Origin of the sequence: Celeribacter marinus, assembly GCF_001308265.1 — a bacterium.
Lineage (GTDB): Bacteria > Pseudomonadota > Alphaproteobacteria > Rhodobacterales > Rhodobacteraceae > Celeribacter > Celeribacter marinus.
The window spans coordinates 1209197-1231458 of sequence record NZ_CP012023.1 but is presented as its reverse complement, the minus strand read 5'-3'; the positions used below and the strand labels follow the sequence as shown (position 1 = coordinate 1231458).

General features: G+C 54.8%; 19 protein-coding genes. 17 read left to right on the top strand and 2 right to left on the bottom strand.

What is annotated here, in order from left to right; genetic code table 11:
• Positions 1–98 precede the first annotated feature (98 nt).
• The 8 genes from ccoN (at position 99) to ccoS (ending at position 8107) form a co-directional block, all read left to right on the top strand.
• On the top strand, positions 99–1694 hold the full coding sequence (gene ccoN / locus IMCC12053_RS06000; protein WP_062216709.1) for a cytochrome-c oxidase, cbb3-type subunit I: 1596 nt from the start codon (positions 99–101) through the stop codon (positions 1692–1694).
• 14 nt (positions 1695–1708) lie between these two features.
• Positions 1709–2434, top strand: coding sequence for a cytochrome-c oxidase, cbb3-type subunit II (gene ccoO, locus IMCC12053_RS05995; RefSeq protein WP_062216708.1), 726 nt, complete (start codon positions 1709–1711; stop codon positions 2432–2434).
• Between the two features lie 12 nt (positions 2435–2446).
• Entirely contained in the window at positions 2447–2629 is a 183-nt protein-coding gene (locus IMCC12053_RS05990; protein ID WP_062216706.1) for a cbb3-type cytochrome oxidase subunit 3, read from the top strand.
• Positions 2626–3486: a cytochrome-c oxidase, cbb3-type subunit III gene (ccoP, locus tag IMCC12053_RS05985; protein ID WP_062216703.1), complete on the top strand. Its 861-nt coding sequence runs from the start codon at positions 2626–2628 to the stop codon at positions 3484–3486. The genes IMCC12053_RS05990 and ccoP overlap by 4 nt, the downstream gene beginning before the upstream one ends.
• Before the next feature lie 342 nt (positions 3487–3828).
• On the top strand, positions 3829–5259 hold the full coding sequence (gene ccoG / locus IMCC12053_RS05980) for a cytochrome c oxidase accessory protein CcoG (protein WP_062216701.1): 1431 nt from the start codon (positions 3829–3831) through the stop codon (positions 5257–5259).
• Position 5260: 1 nt separating this feature from the next.
• Entirely contained in the window at positions 5261–5734 is a 474-nt protein-coding gene (locus IMCC12053_RS05975) for a FixH family protein (RefSeq protein ID WP_062216699.1), read from the top strand.
• 23 nt (positions 5735–5757) lie between these two features.
• Positions 5758–7944, top strand: a complete 2187-nt coding sequence (locus IMCC12053_RS05970) for a heavy metal translocating P-type ATPase (protein ID WP_062216697.1) — start codon at positions 5758–5760, stop codon at positions 7942–7944.
• Between the two features lies 1 nt (position 7945).
• Positions 7946–8107: a cbb3-type cytochrome oxidase assembly protein CcoS gene (gene ccoS, locus IMCC12053_RS05965; RefSeq protein ID WP_062216695.1), complete on the top strand. Its 162-nt coding sequence runs from the start codon at positions 7946–7948 to the stop codon at positions 8105–8107.
• A gap of 11 nt (positions 8108–8118) precedes the next feature.
• Here the strand turns inward: ccoS and IMCC12053_RS05960 are convergent, their stop codons facing one another.
• Complete coding sequence (locus tag IMCC12053_RS05960) at positions 8119–8835, bottom strand: arylesterase (RefSeq protein WP_082389049.1); 717 nt, start codon at positions 8833–8835, stop codon at positions 8119–8121.
• Here IMCC12053_RS05960 and IMCC12053_RS05955 point away from each other — a divergent pair.
• The 7 genes from IMCC12053_RS05955 to urtE all read left to right on the top strand — a co-directional run bounded on the left by IMCC12053_RS05955 (position 8822) and on the right by urtE (position 18435).
• The gene (locus tag IMCC12053_RS05955) at positions 8822–9508 is read left to right on the top strand and encodes an ABC transporter ATP-binding protein (protein ID WP_062216693.1); all 687 of its coding nucleotides are present in this window, start codon (positions 8822–8824) and stop codon (positions 9506–9508) included. The two genes, IMCC12053_RS05960 and IMCC12053_RS05955, sit on opposite strands and share 14 nt — an antisense overlap.
• Positions 9505–12027 carry an ABC transporter permease gene (locus IMCC12053_RS05950; protein WP_062216692.1) on the top strand — a complete coding sequence of 841 codons (2523 nt, stop codon included), beginning with the start codon at positions 9505–9507 and terminating at the stop codon, positions 12025–12027. The genes IMCC12053_RS05955 and IMCC12053_RS05950 overlap by 4 nt, the downstream gene beginning before the upstream one ends.
• A 424-nt stretch (positions 12028–12451) precedes the next feature.
• Positions 12452–13738, top strand: coding sequence for an urea ABC transporter substrate-binding protein (gene urtA / locus IMCC12053_RS05940; RefSeq protein WP_062220967.1), 1287 nt, complete (start codon positions 12452–12454; stop codon positions 13736–13738).
• A 105-nt stretch (positions 13739–13843) separates the two neighbouring features.
• Complete coding sequence (urtB, locus tag IMCC12053_RS05935) at positions 13844–15766, top strand: urea ABC transporter permease subunit UrtB (RefSeq protein ID WP_236852550.1); 1923 nt, start codon at positions 13844–13846, stop codon at positions 15764–15766.
• A gap of 3 nt (positions 15767–15769) precedes the next feature.
• Positions 15770–16996, top strand: a complete 1227-nt coding sequence (gene urtC / locus IMCC12053_RS05930; RefSeq protein ID WP_062216686.1) for an urea ABC transporter permease subunit UrtC — start codon at positions 15770–15772, stop codon at positions 16994–16996.
• Positions 16993–17733: an urea ABC transporter ATP-binding protein UrtD gene (urtD, locus tag IMCC12053_RS05925; protein WP_062216683.1), complete on the top strand. Its 741-nt coding sequence runs from the start codon at positions 16993–16995 to the stop codon at positions 17731–17733. The genes urtC and urtD overlap by 4 nt, the downstream gene beginning before the upstream one ends.
• A 3-nt stretch (positions 17734–17736) precedes the next feature.
• Entirely contained in the window at positions 17737–18435 is a 699-nt protein-coding gene (gene urtE, locus IMCC12053_RS05920; protein WP_062216680.1) for an urea ABC transporter ATP-binding subunit UrtE, read from the top strand.
• 8 nt (positions 18436–18443) lie between these two features.
• On the opposite strand, the gene IMCC12053_RS05915 is transcribed toward urtE, so the two are convergent.
• A complete protein-coding gene (locus IMCC12053_RS05915; RefSeq protein ID WP_062216677.1) occupies positions 18444–19379 on the bottom strand; it encodes a LysR family transcriptional regulator in 936 nt (311 codons plus the stop codon).
• Positions 19380–19556: 177 nt separating this feature from the next.
• Here IMCC12053_RS05915 and chvE point away from each other — a divergent pair, with 177 nt between their 5' ends.
• The gene (gene chvE / locus IMCC12053_RS05910; protein ID WP_062220960.1) at positions 19557–20609 is read left to right on the top strand and encodes a multiple monosaccharide ABC transporter substrate-binding protein; all 1053 of its coding nucleotides are present in this window, start codon (positions 19557–19559) and stop codon (positions 20607–20609) included.
• Between the two features lie 131 nt (positions 20610–20740).
• Positions 20741–22255 carry a multiple monosaccharide ABC transporter ATP-binding protein gene (gene mmsA / locus IMCC12053_RS05905; protein ID WP_062216674.1) on the top strand — a complete coding sequence of 505 codons (1515 nt, stop codon included), beginning with the start codon at positions 20741–20743 and terminating at the stop codon, positions 22253–22255.
• The last annotated feature ends 7 nt before the right edge of the window (positions 22256–22262 follow it).

The window sequence follows — 22262 nt, the reverse complement described above, 5'->3', positions numbered from 1 at the left end:
ACGGGGATTTCGTTCAAACCCCACACTGTCGATACCTGTGTCCGAGCAGGATTGAGACTATGCCTCGACAAAAGAGGCACCGAACGAAGGGACGCAACATGTGGAATTATACTAAGCTGGCAGCTCTGGGAATCTTTGTGGTTCTCGCTGGGCTTGCCGCGAACTACGGGCGCGATTTTGCATATCAAGTGCACGCGCTTATTTTTATGGCCGCCGCGGCCGTAACTTTTATCTACACCCTACGTACCACAGGAGACGTTAAGCCAGCCGCAACCGGCTATCTTGACGGTGTTGTGCGTTACGGTGTGGTCATTACCGCTTTCTGGGGCGTTGTGGGTTTCCTTGTGGGAACGTTCATCGCATTCCAGCTCGCCTTTCCGGCGCTCAATTTTGATTTTTTGCAAGGCTACGGTAACTTTGGGCGCCTGCGTCCGTTGCACACCTCGGCTGTGATCTTCGCCTTCGGTGGGAACGCATTGATTGCGACATCCTTCTACGTTGTACAGCGAACGTCTGCTGTGCGTCTGTGGGGCGGCAATCTCGCGTGGTTCGTGTTTTGGGGGTACAACCTCTTTATCGTTCTTGCGGCAACGGGCTACGTCATGGGTGTCACCCAGTCCAAAGAGTATGCTGAGCCAGAGTGGTACATCGATCTGTGGCTAACCATTGTTTGGGTTGCCTATCTGCTTGTTTTCCTCGGGACGCTGATGACCCGTAAGGAAAAGCACATCTACGTGGCCAACTGGTTCTACCTGTCCTTTATCGTGACCATCGCGATGCTGCACATCGTCAACAACCTCGTTATTCCCGTGTCGTTCCTCGGCTCGCGTTCTGTGATGGTGATGTCGGGTGTTCAAGACGCGATGACGCAGTGGTGGTACGGCCACAACGCCGTGGGCTTCTTCCTCACTGCGGGCTTCCTTGGCATGATGTATTACTTTGTGCCAAAGCAGGCCGGTCGTCCGGTGTTCTCGTACAAACTGTCGATCATCCACTTCTGGGCTTTGATCTTTTTGTACATCTGGGCCGGTCCACACCACCTGCACTACACAGCTTTGCCTGACTGGGCCTCGACGCTCGGTATGGTGTTCTCGATCGTGCTCTGGATGCCCTCATGGGGCGGTATGATCAACGGTTTGATGACGCTTTCGGGCGCATGGGACAAACTGCGTACCGACCCGATTATCCGCATGATGGTGATTTCGATCGGGTTCTACGGCATGTCGACCTTTGAAGGTCCGATGATGTCGATCCGCGCCGTGAACTCCTTGTCGCACTACACCGACTGGACCATTGGTCACGTGCACTCCGGCGCCCTTGGTTGGAACGGTATGATCACCTTTGGTGCTCTGTACTTCCTTGTTCCAAAACTTTGGAACCGTGAGCGCCTGTATTCGTTGGGTCTCGTATCTTGGCACTTCTGGCTCGCAACCATCGGCATCGTTCTCTACGCGGCGTCCATGTGGGTGACGGGTATTATGGAAGGCCTGATGTGGCGCGAAGTCGACAGCCAAGGCTTCCTTGTCAACGCATTCGCCGACACCGTTTCCGCGAAGCATCCAATGTATGTGGTTCGTGCCATGGGTGGGGTTCTCTATCTCACTGGTGCACTCATCATGTGCTACAACCTCATCATGACCGTTCGTCGTTCGCCAGCTGTGGCTGACGATGCGGCCATGGCTCCAGCAGAATAAGGGAGACTTGGCAAATGGCACTTCTTGATAAACACAAGATCCTCGAAACCAATGCAACGTTATTGTTGGTCTTCTCTTTGCTGGTGGTCACCGTTGGTGGCATCGTAGAGATTGCACCGCTCTTCTACCTCGAAAATACGATCGAGGATGTCGAGGGAATGCGTCCCTATTCGCCACTGGAACTCACGGGCCGTGAAATCTACGTCCGCGAAGGCTGTTACGTCTGTCACTCACAGATGATCCGCCCGATGCGCGACGAAGTGGAGCGGTATGGTCATTATTCACTGGCAGCGGAGTCAAAGTATGACCACCCGTTCCAATGGGGGTCAAAACGTACGGGACCTGATCTCGCGCGTGTTGGTGGCCGCTACTCTGATGCATGGCATGTCGACCACATGACGGACCCACAATCTGTGGTTCCTGAATCGGTGATGCCCAAATATGGCTTCCTTTCGGATCGTTATATTGAGCCTGGTTATGTTCAGGACCTCTTGACGACGCACCGCATGGTTGGGGTTCCGTACTCCGACGAGATGATCGAAGCCGCGGATGAGGACTTTCTTGCGCAGGCGGACCCCGATAGCGACTATGACGCGCTCGTGGAACGCTACCCTGGTGCAGTGGTCAGCAATTTCGATGCCAAAGACGGCATCACCGAAATGGACGCGCTGATTTCTTACCTACAGATGCTCGGTACGTTGGTCGATTTCACGACCTTCATCCCCGATGCATCACGCTAAGGAGTGGTTGGTATGAACTATCACATCTTGCGCGAGTTTGCTGACAGCTGGGTATTGTTGGGAATGTTTGTGTTCTTCTTTGGTGTGATTGTCTGGGCGATCCGCCCGGGCAGTAACAAAGAGCACCGTGACGTCGCCAACTCCATCTTTCGCAATGAAGATAAACCGGCCAACTCTGAGGAGGCTCGGACATGAGTAAGCAAAAAGATAAAAACCAAGTCGAGACTACGGGTCACTCTTGGGATGGTATCGAAGAGTATAACAATCCCCTTCCACGGTGGTGGCTGTGGACGTTCTATCTGTGCATCATCTGGGCGATCGGTTACTCTATCGCTTATCCTGCATGGCCTTTGGCCAAAGAAGCCACAGCGGGCCTTTTAGGGTTCTCAACCCGTGCTCAAGTGGCTGACAAAATCGCCTCTTTCGAGGAGATGAACGCAGCCGTGGACGCCGAATTGGCAGCCGCCGATGTAACCGAAGTTGTGGTCGGATCAGATGTTCACAGCTACGGCGTGAATGCGGGTGCTGCGGTCTTTCGCGCCAATTGTTCCCAGTGCCACGGCTCTGGGGCGGCGGGCAACAAAGGCTATCCAAACCTGCTCGACAACGACTGGCTTTGGGGCGGTACGGTGGATGAGATTGCCTATACAATCCAACACGGTGTGCGCAACGAAACCGATGATGCGCGCTATTCCGAGATGCCAAAATTTGGCGCTGACGAATTGCTCGAAGATGACCAGATCTTGCAGGTCGTCGAATATGTCTTGTCGATCTCTGATCAAGAGCACGATGCAGTCCTCGCGACCGAAGGTGCTATTGTCTTTGAAGAGAACTGTGCAGCGTGTCACGCCGAAGATGGCACAGGCGACATTTACCAAGGTGCGCCGAACCTGACGGATGCGATTTGGCTCTACGGTGGTGCGCGTGAGGACGTTCAAGAGTCAGTCTACAATGCCCGCTACGGTGTTATGCCGGCTTGGGGTCTGCGTTTGTCGGAAGCTGATGTTAAGGCTGCGGCTCTCTACGTCCATAACTTGGGCGGCGGCGAATAGTACAAACAGAATTCGGGCGGCAACGCCCGGGTTAAGGCACCGACCCGTGATCCTGTTCGCGCGTTTCTTTAGGGTCGGTGCCCGAACATTCAAAGCACCGCAGCTGATACGCTGCGGTGCTTTTTTATGGCTCAGTCCTGTACGCCCGACGATTCGGGGTCGCCCGGAAGGGGAGAGCAAAATCTGCGCCAAAATGTTTGGTAATGTGCGATGTCGCGACCAAAAGATGTTTATTTAATGCATCTTTGTGCCCACGCGTGAAATTCTTGATCCACATCAAGGCTACATTGCTGCTTGGGCTTCATTAAGATGCAAATGCGAACAGTGAAAAGGCATGCTCCCATGAGCTCTAACCAAGACGCCCCGAAACTTTACGAAGCACGCGAACCCGTATTTCCGCGTCGCGTAAAAGGTCCATTCCGCTCGTTAAAGTGGATCATTATGGCTCTAACGTTAGGCGTCTATTACTTGACGCCTTGGATCCGGTTTGACCGTGGGCCAAACCTGCCTGATCAGGCTGTATTGATTGACCTCGCAAATCGGCGCTTCTTTTTCTTCTGGATCGAGATCTGGCCGCATGAATTTTATTTCATCGCGGGTTTGTTAATCATGGCGGGGCTTGGCCTTTTCTTGTTCACGTCTGCGGCTGGCCGTGTGTGGTGTGGCTATGCGTGTCCGCAAACGGTCTGGACGGATCTGTTTATTTTGGTTGAGCGCTGGGTCGAGGGCGATCGAAATGCGCGCCTCCGGCTTCATCGTCAAAAGAAGATGGATCTTCGCAAAGCGCGCCTTCGTATTACGAAGTGGATTGCATGGCTCATCATCGGGGCTGCGACAGGGGGGGCGTGGGTATTCTACTTTACCGATGCGCCAACCTTGATGGTTGATTTGTTCACAGGTAACGCAAACACTTTGGCTTACGGGACTGTCATCATCTTAACCCTGACCACGTTCTTCTTTGGCGGGTTTGCGCGCGAGCAAATTTGTATCTACGCCTGTCCATGGCCCCGTATCCAAGCGGCGATGATGGACGAAGACACGATTGTCGTCGGGTATCGCCATTGGCGCGGTGAGCCGCGCGGCAAAGCCCGTAATCATGAAAGCTCTGAGGCAATGGGCGATTGTATCGACTGTATGGCCTGCGTGAACGTATGTCCTGTCGGGATCGACATTCGGGATGGTCAGCAGCTTGAGTGCATCACTTGTGCGCTTTGTATCGACGCCTGCGACGAGATTATGGACAAAATCGGCAAACCGCGCGGTTTGATCGACTATATGGCGCTAACCGACGAAGCGAATGAAATTGCTGGCAAAAAGGTCAAGTCGATCTGGAAGCATATCTTCCGCCCGCGTACCATTCTTTACACGGTCCTGTGGGCCGCCGTCGGCATCGGCCTTGTTGTGGCTTTGTTCATTCGTCCCAGCATCGACATGACTGTGGCGCCAGAGCGTAACCCGACATTTGTAGTGCAATCTGACGGGTCAATCCGCAACATCTACAATGTGCGGTTACGCAACAAACATGGTGATGACCGTCCGTTCCGCATCTCTGTGACGGGTGATCCGGCCCTCTCCGTTCAAGTTGAGGGGACACCCTATGAGGTGGTCACCGTGCCTGCGGATCAGATGAAAATTCAACGGGTCTACATTACGGCGGCCGCAAAATCCGGCCCCGCGACGACCGACCGGAGTGACATCACAATCTGGGTGACGGATATCTCCAACAATGACCGCGCACATACCGCAACAGTGTTTAACGGACGAGGAAACTAGAATGACCGAGGCCAAAAAAGAGTTCGAGATTACAGGCAAGCATGTGTTGTTTGGAATGATTGGGGCGTTTTCTGTGATCATTGGTGTGAATGTCTTTATGGCAGTCAGCGCCGTGCGGACATTTCCCGGGCTAGAGGTGAAAAACTCCTATGTCGCTTCGCAAAACTTTAATGCGGACAAAGCCGCGCAAGTCGCGTTGGGGTGGACCATTGAGACCGATACTCACGAGGAGCTTTTTCGCGTCAGTATTCGTGACGAAAACGGTGACCCCGTCGAGGTGAAGACGATCAGCGGCACGATTGGCCGCGCCACATCGGTGGTCGAAGATCAGACCCCTGAGTTCGTTTTTGACGGCCAAGCCTATGAGGCTCACACGGGAAAGCTCGGTGAGGGAAATTGGAACTTTCGTATGATTGCCACCGCACTTGATGGCACAGAATTCAAACAGCGGATCGTTCTAAACGTTAAACATTAACCTCACGTGATCGGAAACGCGCGATGTCCGAAGTTCAAATTTCAGCTTGTCCGGCATGTCTCGCCGCTCCTGCCGCTCAAAGCGCTGCAGGAGCGCATGATGTCAAAGAGGCCCGCATTGTTTTATCCTTGCCAACCGCACATTGCGCCGCATGCATTTCCGCGGTCGAGCGGGCGCTCAACAAACTTGATAGTGTGCATGATGCGCGCGTGAACCTCACGCTAAAGCGCGCGTTGATCAATGCTGATGAAACCGTGACCCCTGAGGACATGATCAAGGTTCTTGAGGGGATCGGCTACGAAGCATATGAGCTGGATGCCGGCGCGATTTCGGCGACCCAGAGCGACAAACATGGACGTGCAATCTTGACCCGTATCGCGGTGTCGGGCTTTGCCATGATGAATGTTATGCTCTTGTCGGTTGCGGTGTGGTCTGGGGCGACTGATGCCACGCGTGATATGTTCCATTGGATTTCGGCGACTATTGCGTTGCCCGCAATTGCCTATGCCGCACAGCCGTTTTTCAAATCGGCATGGTCAGCGCTGCGCGTGCGCAGACTTAATATGGATGTCCCTATTTCGCTGGCGATTATTCTGGCCGTGGGCATGTCCATTTACGAGACGGCCCAATCAGGGCGGCACGCCTATTTTGATGCCGCATTGTCGCTCACCTTTTTCCTACTTGCGGGGCGCTACCTTGATTACCGAACGCGCTCTGTGGCGCGCTCTGCCGCCGAAGAGCTTGCCGCCCTTGAAGTGCCCCGCGCCACCTTGATCGATGGCACCGTGAGACCGATTTGCGACATTGAAAAAGGTGATTTGGTGCGCGTGGTTCCAGGCGCACGCGTCCCCGTGGACGGGATTGTGACTGAGGGAGCATCTGAATTGGATCGCTCGCTTTTGACAGGCGAAAGTTTGCCCGTTGCCGTTGGCCCCCAGACTGTTGTGAGCGCTGGCGAAGTGAACCTCACGGGCGTGCTCACCGTGTGCGTCACGGCCGCTGGAGAAGATAGCTCGCTGCACCGAATGGCTGATCTGGTTGCGATGGCTGAAACCTCGCGCAACAGGTACACGTCGTTGGCGGATCGTGCGGCTCAGGTATATGCGCCCGCCGTTCACATTCTGGCGTTTGTCGCATTTGCGGGATGGACGTGGGCGACCGGTGATGTGCGTTTGGCACTCAATATTGCTGTGGCGGTTTTGATTATCACTTGTCCATGTGCGCTAGGTTTGGCTGTTCCTGCCGTGACGACCGCCGCCTCTGGCCGGCTGTTTCGCGCGGGAATGCTGATCAAATCCGCAACCGCGCTTGAACGTCTCGCAGAGGTCGACACGGTGGTTTTTGATAAAACCGGAACCTTGACTGAGGGACGTCCTGAGTTGGCAAACCTCAGAGAAATTGAACCGCGCGTGCGCGGAATCGCAATGGCACTGGCGTCTGGTTCTGCACATCCATTGTCGTCCGCCATTTTCGAGGCCTGTCGGACGGCGGATGTGATCCCAGCCAAGCTGACCGCGATCACTGAACGTCCGGGGCACGGTGTTGAGGCCCTATTGGATGGAACACCTGTGCGCCTTGGTCGCGCAGGATGGGTCGGGGCCGCGCCGTTGGCTCAAACCGCCACTTATTTGCAGGTGGGCGATGCGCCAGCGGTTGCATTTGCGTTCATTGATCATCTGCGCGATGGCGCAGCACAAGCCGTCGAAGCGTTCAAAGCACAAGGTAAAGAGGTTATTTTGTTGTCGGGTGATGCACCTGCGGCTGTGGCCGAGATCGCGGAGCGCATTGGCATCGACGCTTGGGAGGCGGATTGCCTCCCCGAAGGCAAAGCACAGCGTGTCGGGGAATTGACCCGTATGGGGCGCAAGGTTTTGATGGTGGGGGACGGTTTAAATGATACGGCGGCCCTCGCAGGGGCGCATATGTCAATCTCTCCCGCATCGGCACTTGAGGCGACTCGTGTCGTGTCCGACATTGTTTTGCTTGGGAAATCTTTGGCCCCGCTCGGCGAGGCCGCACAGGTTGCCAAATCCGCGACACGCCGGATCAAAGAGAATTTTGCGATTGCCGCAGGATATAACATGATTGCCGTGCCCCTCGCGCTTGCGGGGTTCGCAACGCCGCTTGCGGCCGCGTTGGCTATGTCGTTCTCATCTATTACGGTATCGCTAAATGCACTGCGCCTGCGGGCGCGTAAAAAGGCCTCTTGATATGAATGTTCTCGTATACCTCATTCCCGTATCCATTTTTCTTGGGGGGGTCGGGCTTGTGGCGTTTTTTTGGTCGATCCGCTCCCATCAATTCGACGACCCGCAAGGGGACGCAAGTCGCATCTTGACGACAGATTACGATGATCATCCACGCGAAGATTAGGACCGCAAATACTAGGGTGTCGCGCGCGCGGCCAAATCAGCGACAGTGGGTCCAATTGCGTCAACAATAACCGACACGCCTCGCGCGTTTGGGTGCACGCCATCGGGTTGGACATGGGTTTTAATTGTTTCACTCATCTCGCCCAAATCTGTGAGCGCCCCCAGAAAGTTCTCGACATAGAGCGCGTCATATTTCTTTGCCAAATCAGGGTAGATTTCTGAAAATTGCGTTTGATAGTCTTGGCCGTAGTTGCTTGGAACCGCGATCCCGATGATCATCATCGGGATGCCCTTTGCCGCCCCTGCCGCTAGTATGGCATCAAGGTTTGAACGCGCTAATTCGGGAGGACTACCGCGCAAGACATCATTGCCACCAAGGGCGACAATCATAGCGTCGATATCGTCCGTTAGTGTCCAGTCGACGCGCGACAAGCCGCCAGATGTCGTATCACCAGAGACGCCCGCGTTGACAATGGTGGCTGCCACCGCATGCGCATCTAGCCAGTCTTGGAGTTGTGCGGTGAACCCCTCATGCACCAATAGGCCGTACCCCTGGGTGAGACTGTCGCCCAACGCCGCGATACGCACGGTTTGGTCTTGGGCGCTCAGCGGGGCTGCGGCGATTAGGGCTATCGAAAGGAAAACACTCGATGATCGCTTGCCGATGCTGCGCAAGACCCCATATCCAAAGTGAAAGATCAAAAGGATTCTGTTTATGAGCGATGCCATTATTTCTCTTTCAGGTGCAAGCCTGACCCTCGACGGTAATGCGGGTCGTGTGGAGATATTGCACGACATTTCACTCGACGTGGCGCAAGGGGAAACCGTTGGGTTGGTTGGACCGTCTGGGTCGGGCAAATCGTCGCTCCTTATGTTGCTCGGCGGCTTGGAACAGGCCACCGGCGGCACCGTATCTGTGCTTGGTCACGATCTCACGTCGATGGACGAGGATCAATTGGCGCGGTTCCGCAGAGATCATATGGGGGTTGTGTTCCAATCCTTCCACCTCATTCCGACAATGACCGCACTGGAGAACGTTGCAACGCCGCTCGAACTTGCCGGTGTTGTCGATGCGTTTGACCGCGCGCGGGCGGAATTAGAGGCGGTGGGCCTAGGGGCGCGGATGGATCACTATCCATCGCAAATGTCGGGGGGGGAACAACAACGTGTTGCCTTAGCCCGAGCTGCGGCCCCGCGCCCCGCGATCCTATTGGCGGATGAGCCTACGGGAAATTTAGACGGCACGACGGGTGAGGCAATCATCAATCTTTTGTTTGGATTGCGTGATCGTCACGGATCGACGCTTGTCATGGTTACTCATGCACCCGATTTGGCGGCACGATGTGACCGCGTTATTCAGTTAAGAGACGGGCGTTTGGACGCGACGGAGGCCACCTCGTGAACGTCAAACTGGCTTGGACAATTGCGCGGCGCGAATTACGCGCGGGGATCAGGGGTTTTTGGGTTTTGATTGCCTGCCTTGCTCTTGGCGTGGCCGCGATTGCGGGCGTGACTTCTGTGCGCGAAAGTATTGCGCAGGGCTTGGACCGCGAAGGTGCTGCCTTACTTGGCGGTCAGGGCGAGATGGAATTCACCTATCGGTTTGCCACGGATGATGAACGCGCATGGATGGATGAGAACGCTTTGGCGGTCTCCGAAATTGCGGATTTCCGGTCCATGATTACGATCGGCGAAGAGCGTGCGCTCACACAGGTGAAGGCCGTAGACGGTGCCTATCCGTTGATTGGTGCGGTGACTCTTTCACCTCAGATAACAATCGAGGCAGCCCTTGCGGGGCAGGGTGGTCTGTCTGGGGCGATCCTAGACCCCATGCTGTTTGAACGCTTGGGCCTGTCTGTCGGCGATGAGATTGCAATCGGAGGCGAACGTTTCGTGGCAATGGCGCAATTGACGCGTGAGCCTGACAATGCATCGGCGGGTTTTTCGCTTGGTCCGCGTTCTATCGTGGCGCTTGAGGCGTTGCGCGACACGTCATTGCTCTCAGCGGGGACGCTGTTTGAAACGGCGTATCGACTGACCTTGCCAATTGAGACTGACCTTGACGCGTTTGAAGCACGCGCCAAACGGGAGGTCGCTGATGGCGGGTTCCGGTGGCGCGATGCCCGCAATGGCGCGCCGGGTGTGGCGCGTTTTGTGGAACGGCTATCGTCGTTCCTCGTTCTTGTCGGCCTTGCGGGGCTTGCCGTTGGTGGTGTGGGCGTGTCGGCGGCGGTGCGTGCCTATCTGGACCGCAAAACGTCTGTGATTGCGACACTCAAAACATTGGGTGCAGAACGTTCGACGATCTTGATGGTCTATGCCTTTCAGGTGGGTGTGCTAACGCTCATTTCTATTTCGATTGGATTGGTGCTGGGAGCGCTTGCGCCCCTGTTGGCCGCGCCGATCATTGAGGCGCAACTCCCAGTGCCTGTTGTCGTGGGTGTGCATGTCGGGTCACTGATTGAGGCAAGTGTATACGGAATTTTGTCCGCCGCGATTTTTGTGTTGTGGCCGTTGTCGCGGGTCGAACAAATACGCCCCGCCGCACTATACCGCGATGCACAGTTCGGACTGCGCGGGCTTCCACGCTTCCGCTACCTCATTGCGATGTTCATTATGATCGCCGCACTGCTTGGGTCTGCGATCTTGTTTACGGATAGCGCGCGGTTGGTCATATGGTCGTTTGTCGGCGTGGTCGGATCGTTCGTGTTGTTGGTGCTTTCGGCGCGCGCTGTTGCGTGGATGGCGCGACGCGCGGCCAAAGCACGCCTTTCCAAGGGGCGCACGGGACTTCGACTTGCGCTCTCTTCGGTTGGTGGTCCGGGCGGGGAGACAACGTCTGTTGTGCTCTCTCTTGGACTTGGCCTTACCGTTTTGTCTGCTGTTGGTCAGATCGATACCAACCTGCGAAATGCCATTGCGCAAGATCTGCCTGAGGTCGCACCATCATATTTCGTGGTCGATATCCAACCTGACCAAATCGAGGGCGTTCTCACCCGTCTGTCGCAAGACGCAGGTGTGACGAACTATGAAAGCGCGCCGATGTTGCGTGGGATCATTACCCAGATCAATGGTGTGGACGCGGAAACCTACGCGGGCCCGCATTGGGTCATTCGCGGCGATCGCGGAATTACCTATTCGGCGGCAAAACCCGAGAATGCCGAAATTACCGAAGGCGCCTGGTGGCCCGAGGACTATACAGGGCCGCCACAGATCAGTTTTGCCGCTGAAGAAGCCGAAGAGATGGGTCTCAAACTCGGCGATACAATGACTGTCAACGTTTTGGGGCGCGACATTACGGGCGAGATTACGTCCTTTCGTGAGGTGGATTTTTCGGGCGCGGGCATGGGGTTTGTGCTCTCAATGAACGATACCGCACTGCGCGGCGCACCTCATAGCCACATCGCGACGATATATGCGGCGCCAGAGGCCGAGGCCCCCCTTATTCGCGATCTTGCAAAGGCGTATCCAAATATCACAACGATCCGTGTTCGAGATGCGATTGGGCGTGTTGTCTCGGTGCTCGAAGGCATTGCTGCGGCCACCACGCTTGGTGCGTTGGCGACACTTATAACGGGTGCAGTTGTCCTCGTTGGTGCTGCGGCTGCGGGGGAGAGCAAACGACGCTATGAGGCGGCGATTTTGAAAACGCTTGGTGCATCTCGATTGACGATTTTATTGAGTTTCGCGCTTCGCTCCGCACTTATGGGGTTTGCGGCCGCTATTGTTGCTCTTGCTGCTGGTGGATTGGCGGCGTGGGCGGTCATCCGCTTTGTGATGAGCGCGGAGTTTCATTTTGCGTGGGGATCTGCGGTGCTGATTGTTATCGGCGGTATTGCCCTAACTTTGGTCACATCGCTTTGGTTCTCGTGGCGGGCCATGCGCGTGCGTCCCGCGCGTGTTTTGCGGGCGCAGGACTAATTTAATTAGGTCTTAAAATGGATTCGTATCCAGCCCAAGTGCACAATCTCTAAGCGGTCGCGTGGTCGGTGGCTTTCGATTGTGCTATTATTTCGCACAGTTGCGCGTCTTTCGCATGTTTTTTGTGCAGGTCGGGCGGTTTGTTGTAGCGCAGCCATACCTTTGGCGCGCCGCAATATTCCTTTCGCTGCGTCAAGAGGCACAGTGGCTGCACGGCCTTCATGACGGACACACAGAGTTGTCCCTGAGGCCGTGAGAAAAAGCGGCGGCGGTCAGACTTGCCGGTCACCACCACCGCTTAATGCAACTGCTCAGCGCTGCAAGGAGACTGTAGGCGATAATATTCCAAATTCAAATGATTGAATGGACGCCCGTATGCGGGTGGCGCCTCCAACTTGTCGCGTTCCAACAAGGGAACCTAGACGTGAACACCAAACTCAAATCAACTCTGGCCTCTGCTCTTTTCGCCAGCACTGCACTGGCCTCCGCCGCAGTCGCCCAAGATTGTCCGATCAAGGTCGGTGTACTGCACTCCTTGTCTGGCACGATGGCCATTTCCGAGACGACTCTCAAAGACACGATGGAAATGCTGATTGAACAGCAAAATGAAAAGGGCGGTGTTCTTGGCTGTGACTTGGAAGCGGTTGTTGTCGACCCCGCATCCGACTGGCCGCTGTTTGCCGAAAAAGCCCGTGAGCTTTTGACCGTCCACGATGTTGACGTCATCTTTGGCAACTGGACATCTGTGTCACGCAAATCCGTATTGCCCGTGATCGAAGAGCTCAACGGCCTGTTGTTCTACCCCGTTCAATACGAGGGCGAAGAGAGCTCCAAAAACGTATTTTACACAGGTGCAGCCCCCAACCAACAAGCGATCCCCGCCACGGACTACTTTCTTGACGAGCTTGGTGTCGAGAAATTTGCATTGCTGGGCACTGACTATGTGTACCCGCGGACAACAAACAATATCCTCGAAAGCTACCTCAAATCCAAAGGTATTGCCCAAGAAGATATTTTTGTGAACTACACCCCGTTTGGCCATTCTGATTGGTCGAAAATTGTGGCTGACGTGGTTGCCCTTGGCGCTGACGGTAAGAAGGTTGGTGTGATCTCTACAATCAATGGCGATGCAAACATCGGCTTTTACAAAGAACTTGCGGCTGCGGGCGTGTCTGCTGATGACATCCCTGTTGTTGCATTCTCCGTGGGCGAAGAGGAATTGTCGGGCCTTGATACGTCGAACCTCGTCGGTCACCTCGCTGCATGGAACTACTTCCAATCCGCCGAATCCGATCTCAACTCCGAATGGGTTGCGTCATGGAAAGAGCGGATGGGTGCAGAGCGTGTGACCAACGATCCGATGGAGGCGCATTACATCGGCTTTAACATGTGGGTCAACGCCGCGACCGCTGCTGGCTCAACCGATGTTGATGCTGTTCGCACCGCGATGTACGGCCAGGAATTCCCGAACCTCACGGGCGGTACGGCTGTGATGGGCGTCAACCATCACCTGTCCAAGCCGGTTCTGATCGGTGAAATCCTAGAGGATGGTCAGTTCGATATCATCTCTGCCACTGATCCGGTTCCAGGCGATGCATGGACCGACTTCTTGCCTGAAAGTGCAGTTTTGATCTCCGATTGGAAAGATCTCGGGTGCGGTATGTACAACACCGAAACCGAAACCTGCGTTCAGCTCAAGTCGAACTACTAATCTGACTTAAAATGAAATTGAGGGGCGGCGCGTGTGTCGCCCCTTTTGCATCCTAACAAGAAGATCCCTGCAATGATCCGCTTTTTGACTGCCTTATGTGTGTGCATGATGACGTTTGTCTGCACCGCTTCCGCCCAAGACCGAACCATCCAAAACGTATTGCAAGAACACGCAGACGCGATTGTAGCATCTTCGCGCAAATCCATTGGCCCGGCTATTGATGCCGTGTCATCATCGGGACTGCTAGCTGCGCAAACGGTGTTGCAACAATGGCAAGAAAAGAACCTTTGGTTTGTCGAGGACGAGGGCGCATTTTATTATGCGCAACCCCTAGATGCAGAAACGTATACGCTCTTTGCGTTTGAGGACGGCGCACCCGTTGGTGACTACAACAAAGCCGCGATACAACAGATTAAGCCCAATTCAGGCATTCGGGCCATGATTGGTGCCGCACTTGTTCAGTTCCAGCTCAATGATCCGGACCCCGAGCGTCGACGTGAGGCGCTTTTGGCCATTCAGCGCGATGGCGAAGCGGCGCACCTTGTGCCCTTGCGTGCGTCTATCGCGAGCGAAACGAATGTGCAGATCAAAGCGCTCAAACAAACGACAGAGCGCCTTTTAACGATCTCGTTCGATACCGACGACAGTGCACGCATCGCGGCTATTGATGGATTTGACGGGTCACTGTCTATAGACGCACGCGCGGCGCTTAACCCCGTCATATCGACGAAGATCGCACTCTCTGACACGTTGCCCGAGGGAGCAAACGTCAAAGGTCAGATTAAGGCGGGGAGCGAGGTTCTACCAATTTCCGATGCGTTTGCCATGCTTGTCGATGCTGGCCTTGTGACCGCGCAACCGACACGGGATGAACGCAAATCTGCACTTGAGGCCAATATTGTCGACGGGAAAGTTGGTGGCTACGCTGTGGCCGATTTGAATACCCAATCTGCGCGCGATGCCGCATATAGCGCACTTGCTGCAAATGGCACTGTGCCTGCGTATGATCCAAGCTTTACAATGGAACGTGCGGCGACAGCGGCCCGATTTGTCGAGGTCTACGACGAGCCCTCAAAGGCCGTGACAGATGCCGCAGAGGCCACGTTAAAATCCATCAACCGAGCGGTTGGCATCAACCAAACCGCGGATCTTTTATTGGATGGCCTATCGTTGGCGTCGATCTATTTTCTGGCAGCAATTGGTCTGGCGATCACGTTCGGGGTGATGGGTGTGATCAACATGGCACATGGTGAATTCATCATGATGGGGGCGTACACGGGCTATGTCGTCCAACAGATCATTCCCAACTACACCGCGTCGATCATCGTGGCGATCCCGCTGGCCTTTGCCGTTACATTCGCGGCGGGTGTCGCGATGGAGCGCTTGATTATCCGTTGGTTGTATTCGCGCCCGCTTGAAACGCTGCTCGCCACATTCGGGGTGTCCATCGCGCTACAACAAATCGCAAAGAACATCTTTGGCACGCAAGCGCGTCCGCTCACATCTCCCGCATGGCTGGACAGTGCGTTGGTGTTCAATGACGTGCTTGCGATTTCGTACATCCGCATTGCAATTTTCGTGCTCGCGCTGATCTTTCTAGGCGTATTCCTCTTTATCATGAAGAAAACCCGCCTCGGGTTGGAGACGCGCGCCGTAACGCAAAACCCCTCTATGGCGGCCTCTATGGGGATCAATCCCGACAGAGTGAACATGCTCACCTTCGGGCTTGGTTCAGGCATCGCGGGGGTCGCGGGCGTGGCGATTGGCCTCTATGCCAAAGTGACCTCCGAACTCGGTGCAGACTACATCGTTCAGTCCTTTATGACGGTTGTTGTCGGCGGTGTGGGCAATATTTGGGGCACGCTTTTGGGCGCTGGGATGATCGGGTTCTTCCAAAAAGGCATTGAGTGGCTCAACCCCTCAAACACTTTGGCGGCACAAACCTATATGATCGTTTTCATCATCATTTTCATTCAATTCAGACCCAAGGGCATAATCGCCCTCAAAGGTCGCGCGGCGGGAGATTAACCAATGGATTTTCTGAAAAAGAACCCGTCATTACCCGTTTTTGTCGCGGTCCTCATCGTCTTTACGGTAGCTGTAACGTTGATGTCTGAAGCTTACGGGGCAGGGGCAATCTCGACCTCGTTTGTGAAAACGTTGGGCAAGACGCTTTGTCTTGCGCTGGTTGCGATTTCGATGGATTTGGTGTGGGGCTACACGGGCATTCTATCGCTCGGGCATTTCGCTTTTTTCGGTCTTGGCGGCTACATGATCGGTATGTGGTTAATGTATGCCCGCACCAAAATAATTGTTGCGGGCTCCATGGCACAGGCCACTTTGCCGCCGACATCGTCCGAGGTGTCGGATGCGATTGGCACGCAAATCTTTGGGGTCGTCGGTTCATCTGATTTCCCGTTGGTCTGGATGTTCGCGCACAGTTTTTGGGCGCAAATTGCACTGGTCGTCATCGTTCCGGGTGTGCTTGCGTTGGTGTTCGGGTGGCTTGCGTTTCGCTCGCGTGTCACGGGCGTCTATCTGTCGATTCTGACCCAAGCGATGACGCTCGCGCTATCCCTCTATCTCTTTCAAAACGATAGCGGGTTGCGCGGGAACAATGGTTTGTCGGGCTTGCAAAACCTGCCTGGTGCGGATGGGGTCAGTCAGGACTTTATTTCGATTTGGTTCTTTTGGGCCTCGGCCTTTGCCCTACTCGTGACCTATCTCATCGCCGCATTTGTCGTATCGGGAAAGTTTGGGTCGGTTATTCGCGGGATACGCGATGACGAGGCGAGGGTTCGGTTCCTTGGCTATTCTGTCGAAGGGTTCAAACTCTTTGTATTCGTGCTCACGGCGATCATCGCCGCAATCGGTGGCGCGCTTTACTATCCGCAAGCGGGCATCATCAATCCCGCCGAAGTGGCCCCCATTGCGTCAATATATCTTGCTGTCTGGGTGGCAATTGGCGGGCGTGGTCGCATTTACGGAGCGGTGATCGGCGCATCGTTTGTCTCGCTCGTTTCGACGTGGTTCACGGGTGGACAGGCGCCAGATATCCCTCTTGGGTTTTACACAATCAAATGGGTGGATTGGTGGCAGGTTCTATTAGGTTTGTCGTTTGTGATGGTGACGCTGTTCGCGCCTAAGGGGATTGGTGGTTTGATCGATCTCGTATCGGGGCGTTTGTCACCCAACCGCCGCGGGGCGGCACTTGGGCCAGACGCGGGCGCGTTGCGTCAAGAGGAGGCAAAGAAATGAGCCAGCTTTTAGAAGTTTCCGGCGTTTGTGTTTCCTTCGACGGGTTTCGCGCCATCAACAACTTGTCATTCTCTATCGGGCACGCCGAAATGCGCGCCATCATCGGCCCGAATGGTGCCGGCAAAACTACGTTCATGGATATTGTCACGGGCAAGACGAAACCGGATGAGGGATCGGTTTTATGGGGGGATTTGTCACGCAATCTCGTCGGCATGAATGAGGCCAAAATTGCCCGCATGGGGATCGGTCGAAAGTTCCAACGCCCCACTGTGTTTGAGGATCAATCGGTTTTCGACAACCTGCTGATGGCCGTCAAAAACGATCGCTCGCCCTTGGCCGTTTTGTTTTTCAAACCCAAGTTTGCGGATATCGCAAAGGTTGAGGAATTGGCCGCTGAAATCGGACTACAAGAGCACCTGCCACGCAAGTCCGGCGAGTTGTCTCATGGCCAAAAGCAGTGGTTGGAGATTGGAATGCTGTTGGCACAAGATCCAAAATTGTTGCTTGTCGACGAACCCGCCGCGGGCATGACATTGGGCGAGCGAGAACAGACAACGGATATTTTGAAGGAAGCGGCGAAAACACGCGCGGTTGTTGTGGTGGAACACGATATGGAATTTGTTCGCCGCCTCGAGTGCAAGGTGACCGTACTTCACGAAGGATCTGTTTTGGCCGAAGGCTCACTTGATCACGTCACACAAAACCAAGACGTCATCGACGTCTATCTGGGGAGATAACCGATGTTGGATGTGCAAAACCTGTCTCTCCATTATGGCGGCTCTCAAATTCTTTACGATGTCGACATCACCGCCAAAGCGGGGGAAGTGACCTGTATTATGGGTACGAATGGCGTCGGGAAAACGTCCCTGTTGAAGGCGATTTGCGGCACGCATCCGCGCTCCGGCGGGTCAATGTCACTCGATGGTGAGGACGTGGGGCGGTTGGGTGCTGATGGTTTGGCCAAAAAAGGCGTGGCTGTCGTTCCACAAGGGCGGATGATTTTCCCATTGCTCACGGTCAAAGAAAATTTGGAAACGGGCTTTACCTGTTTGCCGCGTGATGAGCGGTTTATTCCTGATGAGGTGTTTGAACTTTTCCCGATCCTCAAAGACTTTATGCATCGTCGCGGCGGAGATTTGTCGGGAGGTCAGCAACAACAACTTGCCATTGCCCGCGCTCTCATCATCAAGCCAAAGTTGCTTTTGCTCGACGAGCCGACAGAGGGTATTCAGCCTAATATCATTCAGCAAATCGGTCGAGTGATTTCTCTTTTGCGCGATCGTGGCGATATGGCGATTGTCCTCGTGGAGCAGTATTTCGAGTTTGCATATGATCTTGCTGATCAGTTGGTGTTCATGGAGCGTGGCAAGGTCACATCGCGCCACGAAAAATCGGAGATATCAAAAGCGGACGCGGCTAAGGTGTTTCGCATCGCGTAAAGTTTGGATCAATTTGTTTGGTTTCTCTTACCCATATCCATAATGAGATCGCGCAGACGTTCCGCTGTGGGCGTGAGGTGTGTCCCTGCGCGCGTCAAAATCCCAAATTCGTCCACAGCCAACTCCAAGGTGGTATTCAACGTTTGGATTTGACCATCCGCACCAAAAATATGTGCGACCGCTGAGGCGATTGGTGCAATTGCATTGGTTTGGCTCACGGCGGCAAGTGTCAGCAAGAACGACGACGTGTTGAGGACGCGCGCCGGGGGAGCATGGCCTAAATCGCGCAGCGCCCGCTCAACGGTTTGGCGCAAGATCGCGCCAGATGCGGGCATGACCCAATCGTAGTTTAACAGGCTTTCAAGGGATGTGTCGGCTTGCGCGCGCATCAAAGGGTGATTTTGCCGGGCGATGAGGCTTACGGGCTCTACGCCGATGGGTGTGTAGTCGAACAAAGTGGCGGTTGAATCTTCGGGGAGCCGCGCGAGTGCAAAGTCGAGGCGGCGATCAAGAACCATGTCACGCAAATGGTCAGATGTTGCCACTTCGATCTCGACCTGTGCGGCAGGCATGTCAATGCGCGCGTGGCGCACGACTGGCAAAACAAGATCAATTGCTGGCCCCGTTACGGCGCCAATCGCAACCGTGCCCGTAAGCCCGCGCCGCAACTCGTCGATTTCGCGGCCTGCATCGCCAATCTCGTTTAGAATACGGTCTGCGCGGATCGCTAAGGCGTGCCCCTCGGGCGTCAACGCAATACCACGCCCCTCGCGTTGATAAAATTGGGCATCAATGATGGTTTCAATTTCAGAGGCAAGCCGCGATGCTGCCGGTTGTGCAATACCCAAAGCATGAGCTGCGTCTGTGAGTTTTGCTTCGGTCAATAGGGCCGCTGCAAGACGCAGATGATTGATTTTCATTCCCTTGCGCAAAAGATCGGTCATCGGGGCTCCAGTCAAAAAGGCAACATAAGATATCTTAAATGGTATGATTTAATAATTATACATAATTTGACTGGGATGAGATGCCAAGGCTTTATCACCGCCGACGTTATGTACGTCGGGACCGATTCCGGTCTTATTGACGACGACCGGCTTTTCCGGTCTTGGGAGGATACATTCATGAAACTTACAAAAACACTAGCGCTTGCCGCCGCTGTCTCCACGCTTGCGATTTCTGCATGGGCAGAAGGCACTGTGGGCATCGCGATGCCAACAAAATCTTCGGCACGTTGGATCGCTGACGGCGACAACATGGTTAAAGAACTCGAAGCTGCGGGCTACACAGCCGATCTGCAATACGCAGAGGACGACATCCCCAACCAGCTCGCACAGATCGAGAACATGGTCACCAAAGGTGTGGACGTGCTCGTGATTGCGGCGATCGACGGCACAACGCTGTCCAATGCGCTCGCCAACGCTGCCGCTGCTGGCGTGAAGGTGATCGCCTATGACCGCCTGATCCGCGATTCTGGCGATGTTGACTACTACGCCACATTCGACAACTTCAAAGTCGGCGTTCAGCAGGCAACAACAATCGTTGAAGGCCTCAAAGCCCGCTTTGGTGATGGCCCTTACAACGTTGAGCTTTTCGGCGGCTCACCTGACGACAACAACGCCTACTTCTTCTACAATGGCGCGATGTCCGTGTTTGATCCTCTGATTGCAGACGGCACCGTTGTGGTTCAGTCCGGTCAAATGGGCATGGACAAAGTCGGGACATTGCGTTGGGATGGTGCGGTCGCACAGGCGCGCATGGATAACCTGTTGTCCGCGCATTACACCGACAAAGAAGTCCACGGTGTTTTGTCTCCCTACGATGGTCTGTCCATCGGTATCCTGTCCTCGCTCAAAGGCGTTGGATACGGATCTGGCGATATGAAAATGCCAATCGTGTCCGGTCAGGATGCTGAAGTTCCGTCCGTGAAATCCATCCTCGCAGGCGAGCAGTATTCCACGATTTTCAAAGACACACGCGAGCTTGCAAAAGTGACCGTGGGCATGGTTGACGCTGTTCTGGGCGGTTCCGAGCCAGAGATCAACGACACGACGACCTACGACAATGGCGTCAAAGTGATCCCCGCGTACCTTTTGGAGCCGCTTCCCGTGGATGCGTCCAACTGGGAAGAGCGTCTGATCGACACCGGTTACTACACAATGGATCAAATCAAGTAAGTGACTTGATCTTAACTTACGCGAGGCCGCCCGAGTTTCCCTAGAGGCTCGGGCGGCTGCACCTCATAATGCCACGTGTGGCGATGGGGTTTTGATTAAAGGGGTACGTATACCCCGCAGAAGGGCACGCCATGACCACACTTCTGGAAATGAGAAACATAACCAAAGAGTTCCCCGGCGTGAAAGCGCTCGATCAGGTGAACCTCAAGGTCGAACAGGGCGAAATTCACGCGATATGCGGTGAAAATGGCGCCGGAAAATCGACGTTGATGAAGGTGCTTTCGGGCATCTACCCCATTGGAACATATGACGGCGACATTCACTATGAGGGTGATGTCGCGGCTTTTAGAACGCTTAGCGATAGTGAGAATCGCGGTATTGTGATCATCCACCAAGAGCTTGCATTGGTGCCTGACCTGTCGATTGCCGAGAACATTTTTCTGGGCAATGAACGCGCGGCGAACGGCGTGATCAATTGGCACGAAACCAATGCGCGCACCGAAGAGCTTTTGAAAAAGGTCGGTTTGGCGGAAACGCCGACCACAAAGGTCGATAGTATTGGCGTGGGCAAACAGCAGTTGGTCGAGATTGCCAAGGCCCTGTCAAAAGACGTGAAGCTGTTGATTTTGGATGAGCCGACGGCGGCGCTTCAAGAAAATGACAGCCGCAAATTGCTTGATCTGATGTTGGAGCTGAAATCACAGGGCGTCACCTGTATCATCATCTCGCACAAGCTTAACGAAGTCCGGTATGTTGCCGACACGGTAACGGTGATCCGCGATGGTCAAACCGTTTCTGCCCAAGCGGCAAAGGGTCTGTCAGAGGACAAAATCGTGGCCGACATGGTGGGTCGCGATATGACGCACCGCTATCCCGAACATGTGCGCTCTCCGGGTAAGATGTTGATGGAAGTGGACGGATGGAACGTCTGGCATCCCGAGCACGGCGATCGTCAAGTGGTCAAAAACGCATCGTTCAATGTGCGTGCGGGCGAGGTCGTCGGCATTGCGGGCCTGATGGGCTCGGGGCGCACAGAATTGGCCATGTCGGTGTTTGGCAAATCCTACGGTCGAAAGATTTCGGGCAGCGTCAAACTGCATGGCAAAGAGGTCGATGTGTCGAAGGTGGACCGTGCGATTGATGCAGGTCTGGCCTACGTGACCGAGGACCGCAAATCTCTTGGTCTCGTGTTGGAGGAAACGATCCGATTCAACACTACATTGGCCAACCTTGAGGAGGTCTCTAAGGGTGGCATTCTCAACAAGAACGAAGAGACCAAAGCGGCGGAACGCTACCGCGAAGCCTTGGCCACGCGCACCCCGTCGGTGTTTCAAAAGGTGATGAACCTGTCGGGCGGGAATCAACAAAAGGTCGTTCTGGCCAAGTGGTTGTTTACCGAGCCTGAGGTTTTGATCCTCGACGAGCCGACACGCGGAATCGACGTGGGTGCAAAATACGAGATCTATACAATCATCAACGATCTGGCTGCGCAGGGAAAAGGCGTGGTCATGATCTCGTCGGAAATGCCCGAGCTTTTGGGCATGTGCGACCGAATTTATGTCATGAACGAGGGCGCGTTGGTCGGTGAATTGACCGCCGCCGAGGCGAGCCAAGAGCGCATTATGTCGCTCATCGTCAGCGAATAGGAGAGCA

Bases quoted from the DNA above. Each gene is read 5' to 3' on its own strand.
- ccoN (WP_062216709.1), top strand. From the start codon at position 99: ATGTGGAATTATACTAAGCTGGCAGCTCTGGGAATCTTTGTGGTTCTC.
- ccoO (WP_062216708.1), top strand. From the start codon at position 1,709: ATGGCACTTCTTGATAAACACAAGATCCTCGAAACCAATGCAACGTTA.
- IMCC12053_RS05990 (WP_062216706.1), top strand. From the start codon at position 2,447: ATGAACTATCACATCTTGCGCGAGTTTGCTGACAGCTGGGTATTGTTG.
- ccoP (WP_062216703.1), top strand. From the start codon at position 2,626: ATGAGTAAGCAAAAAGATAAAAACCAAGTCGAGACTACGGGTCACTCT.
- ccoG (WP_062216701.1), top strand. From the start codon at position 3,829: ATGAGCTCTAACCAAGACGCCCCGAAACTTTACGAAGCACGCGAACCC.
- IMCC12053_RS05975 (WP_062216699.1), top strand. From the start codon at position 5,261: ATGACCGAGGCCAAAAAAGAGTTCGAGATTACAGGCAAGCATGTGTTG.
- IMCC12053_RS05970 (WP_062216697.1), top strand. From the start codon at position 5,758: ATGTCCGAAGTTCAAATTTCAGCTTGTCCGGCATGTCTCGCCGCTCCT.
- ccoS (WP_062216695.1), top strand. From the start codon at position 7,946: ATGAATGTTCTCGTATACCTCATTCCCGTATCCATTTTTCTTGGGGGG.
- IMCC12053_RS05955 (WP_062216693.1), top strand. From the start codon at position 8,822: ATGAGCGATGCCATTATTTCTCTTTCAGGTGCAAGCCTGACCCTCGAC.
- IMCC12053_RS05960 (WP_082389049.1), bottom strand. From the start codon at position 8,835: ATGGCATCGCTCATAAACAGAATCCTTTTGATCTTTCACTTTGGATAT.
- urtB (WP_236852550.1), top strand. From the start codon at position 13,844: ATGATGACGTTTGTCTGCACCGCTTCCGCCCAAGACCGAACCATCCAA.
- urtC (WP_062216686.1), top strand. From the start codon at position 15,770: ATGGATTTTCTGAAAAAGAACCCGTCATTACCCGTTTTTGTCGCGGTC.
- urtD (WP_062216683.1), top strand. From the start codon at position 16,993: ATGAGCCAGCTTTTAGAAGTTTCCGGCGTTTGTGTTTCCTTCGACGGG.
- urtE (WP_062216680.1), top strand. From the start codon at position 17,737: ATGTTGGATGTGCAAAACCTGTCTCTCCATTATGGCGGCTCTCAAATT.
- IMCC12053_RS05915 (WP_062216677.1), bottom strand. From the start codon at position 19,379: ATGACCGATCTTTTGCGCAAGGGAATGAAAATCAATCATCTGCGTCTT.
- chvE (WP_062220960.1), top strand. From the start codon at position 19,557: ATGAAACTTACAAAAACACTAGCGCTTGCCGCCGCTGTCTCCACGCTT.
- mmsA (WP_062216674.1), top strand. From the start codon at position 20,741: ATGACCACACTTCTGGAAATGAGAAACATAACCAAAGAGTTCCCCGGC.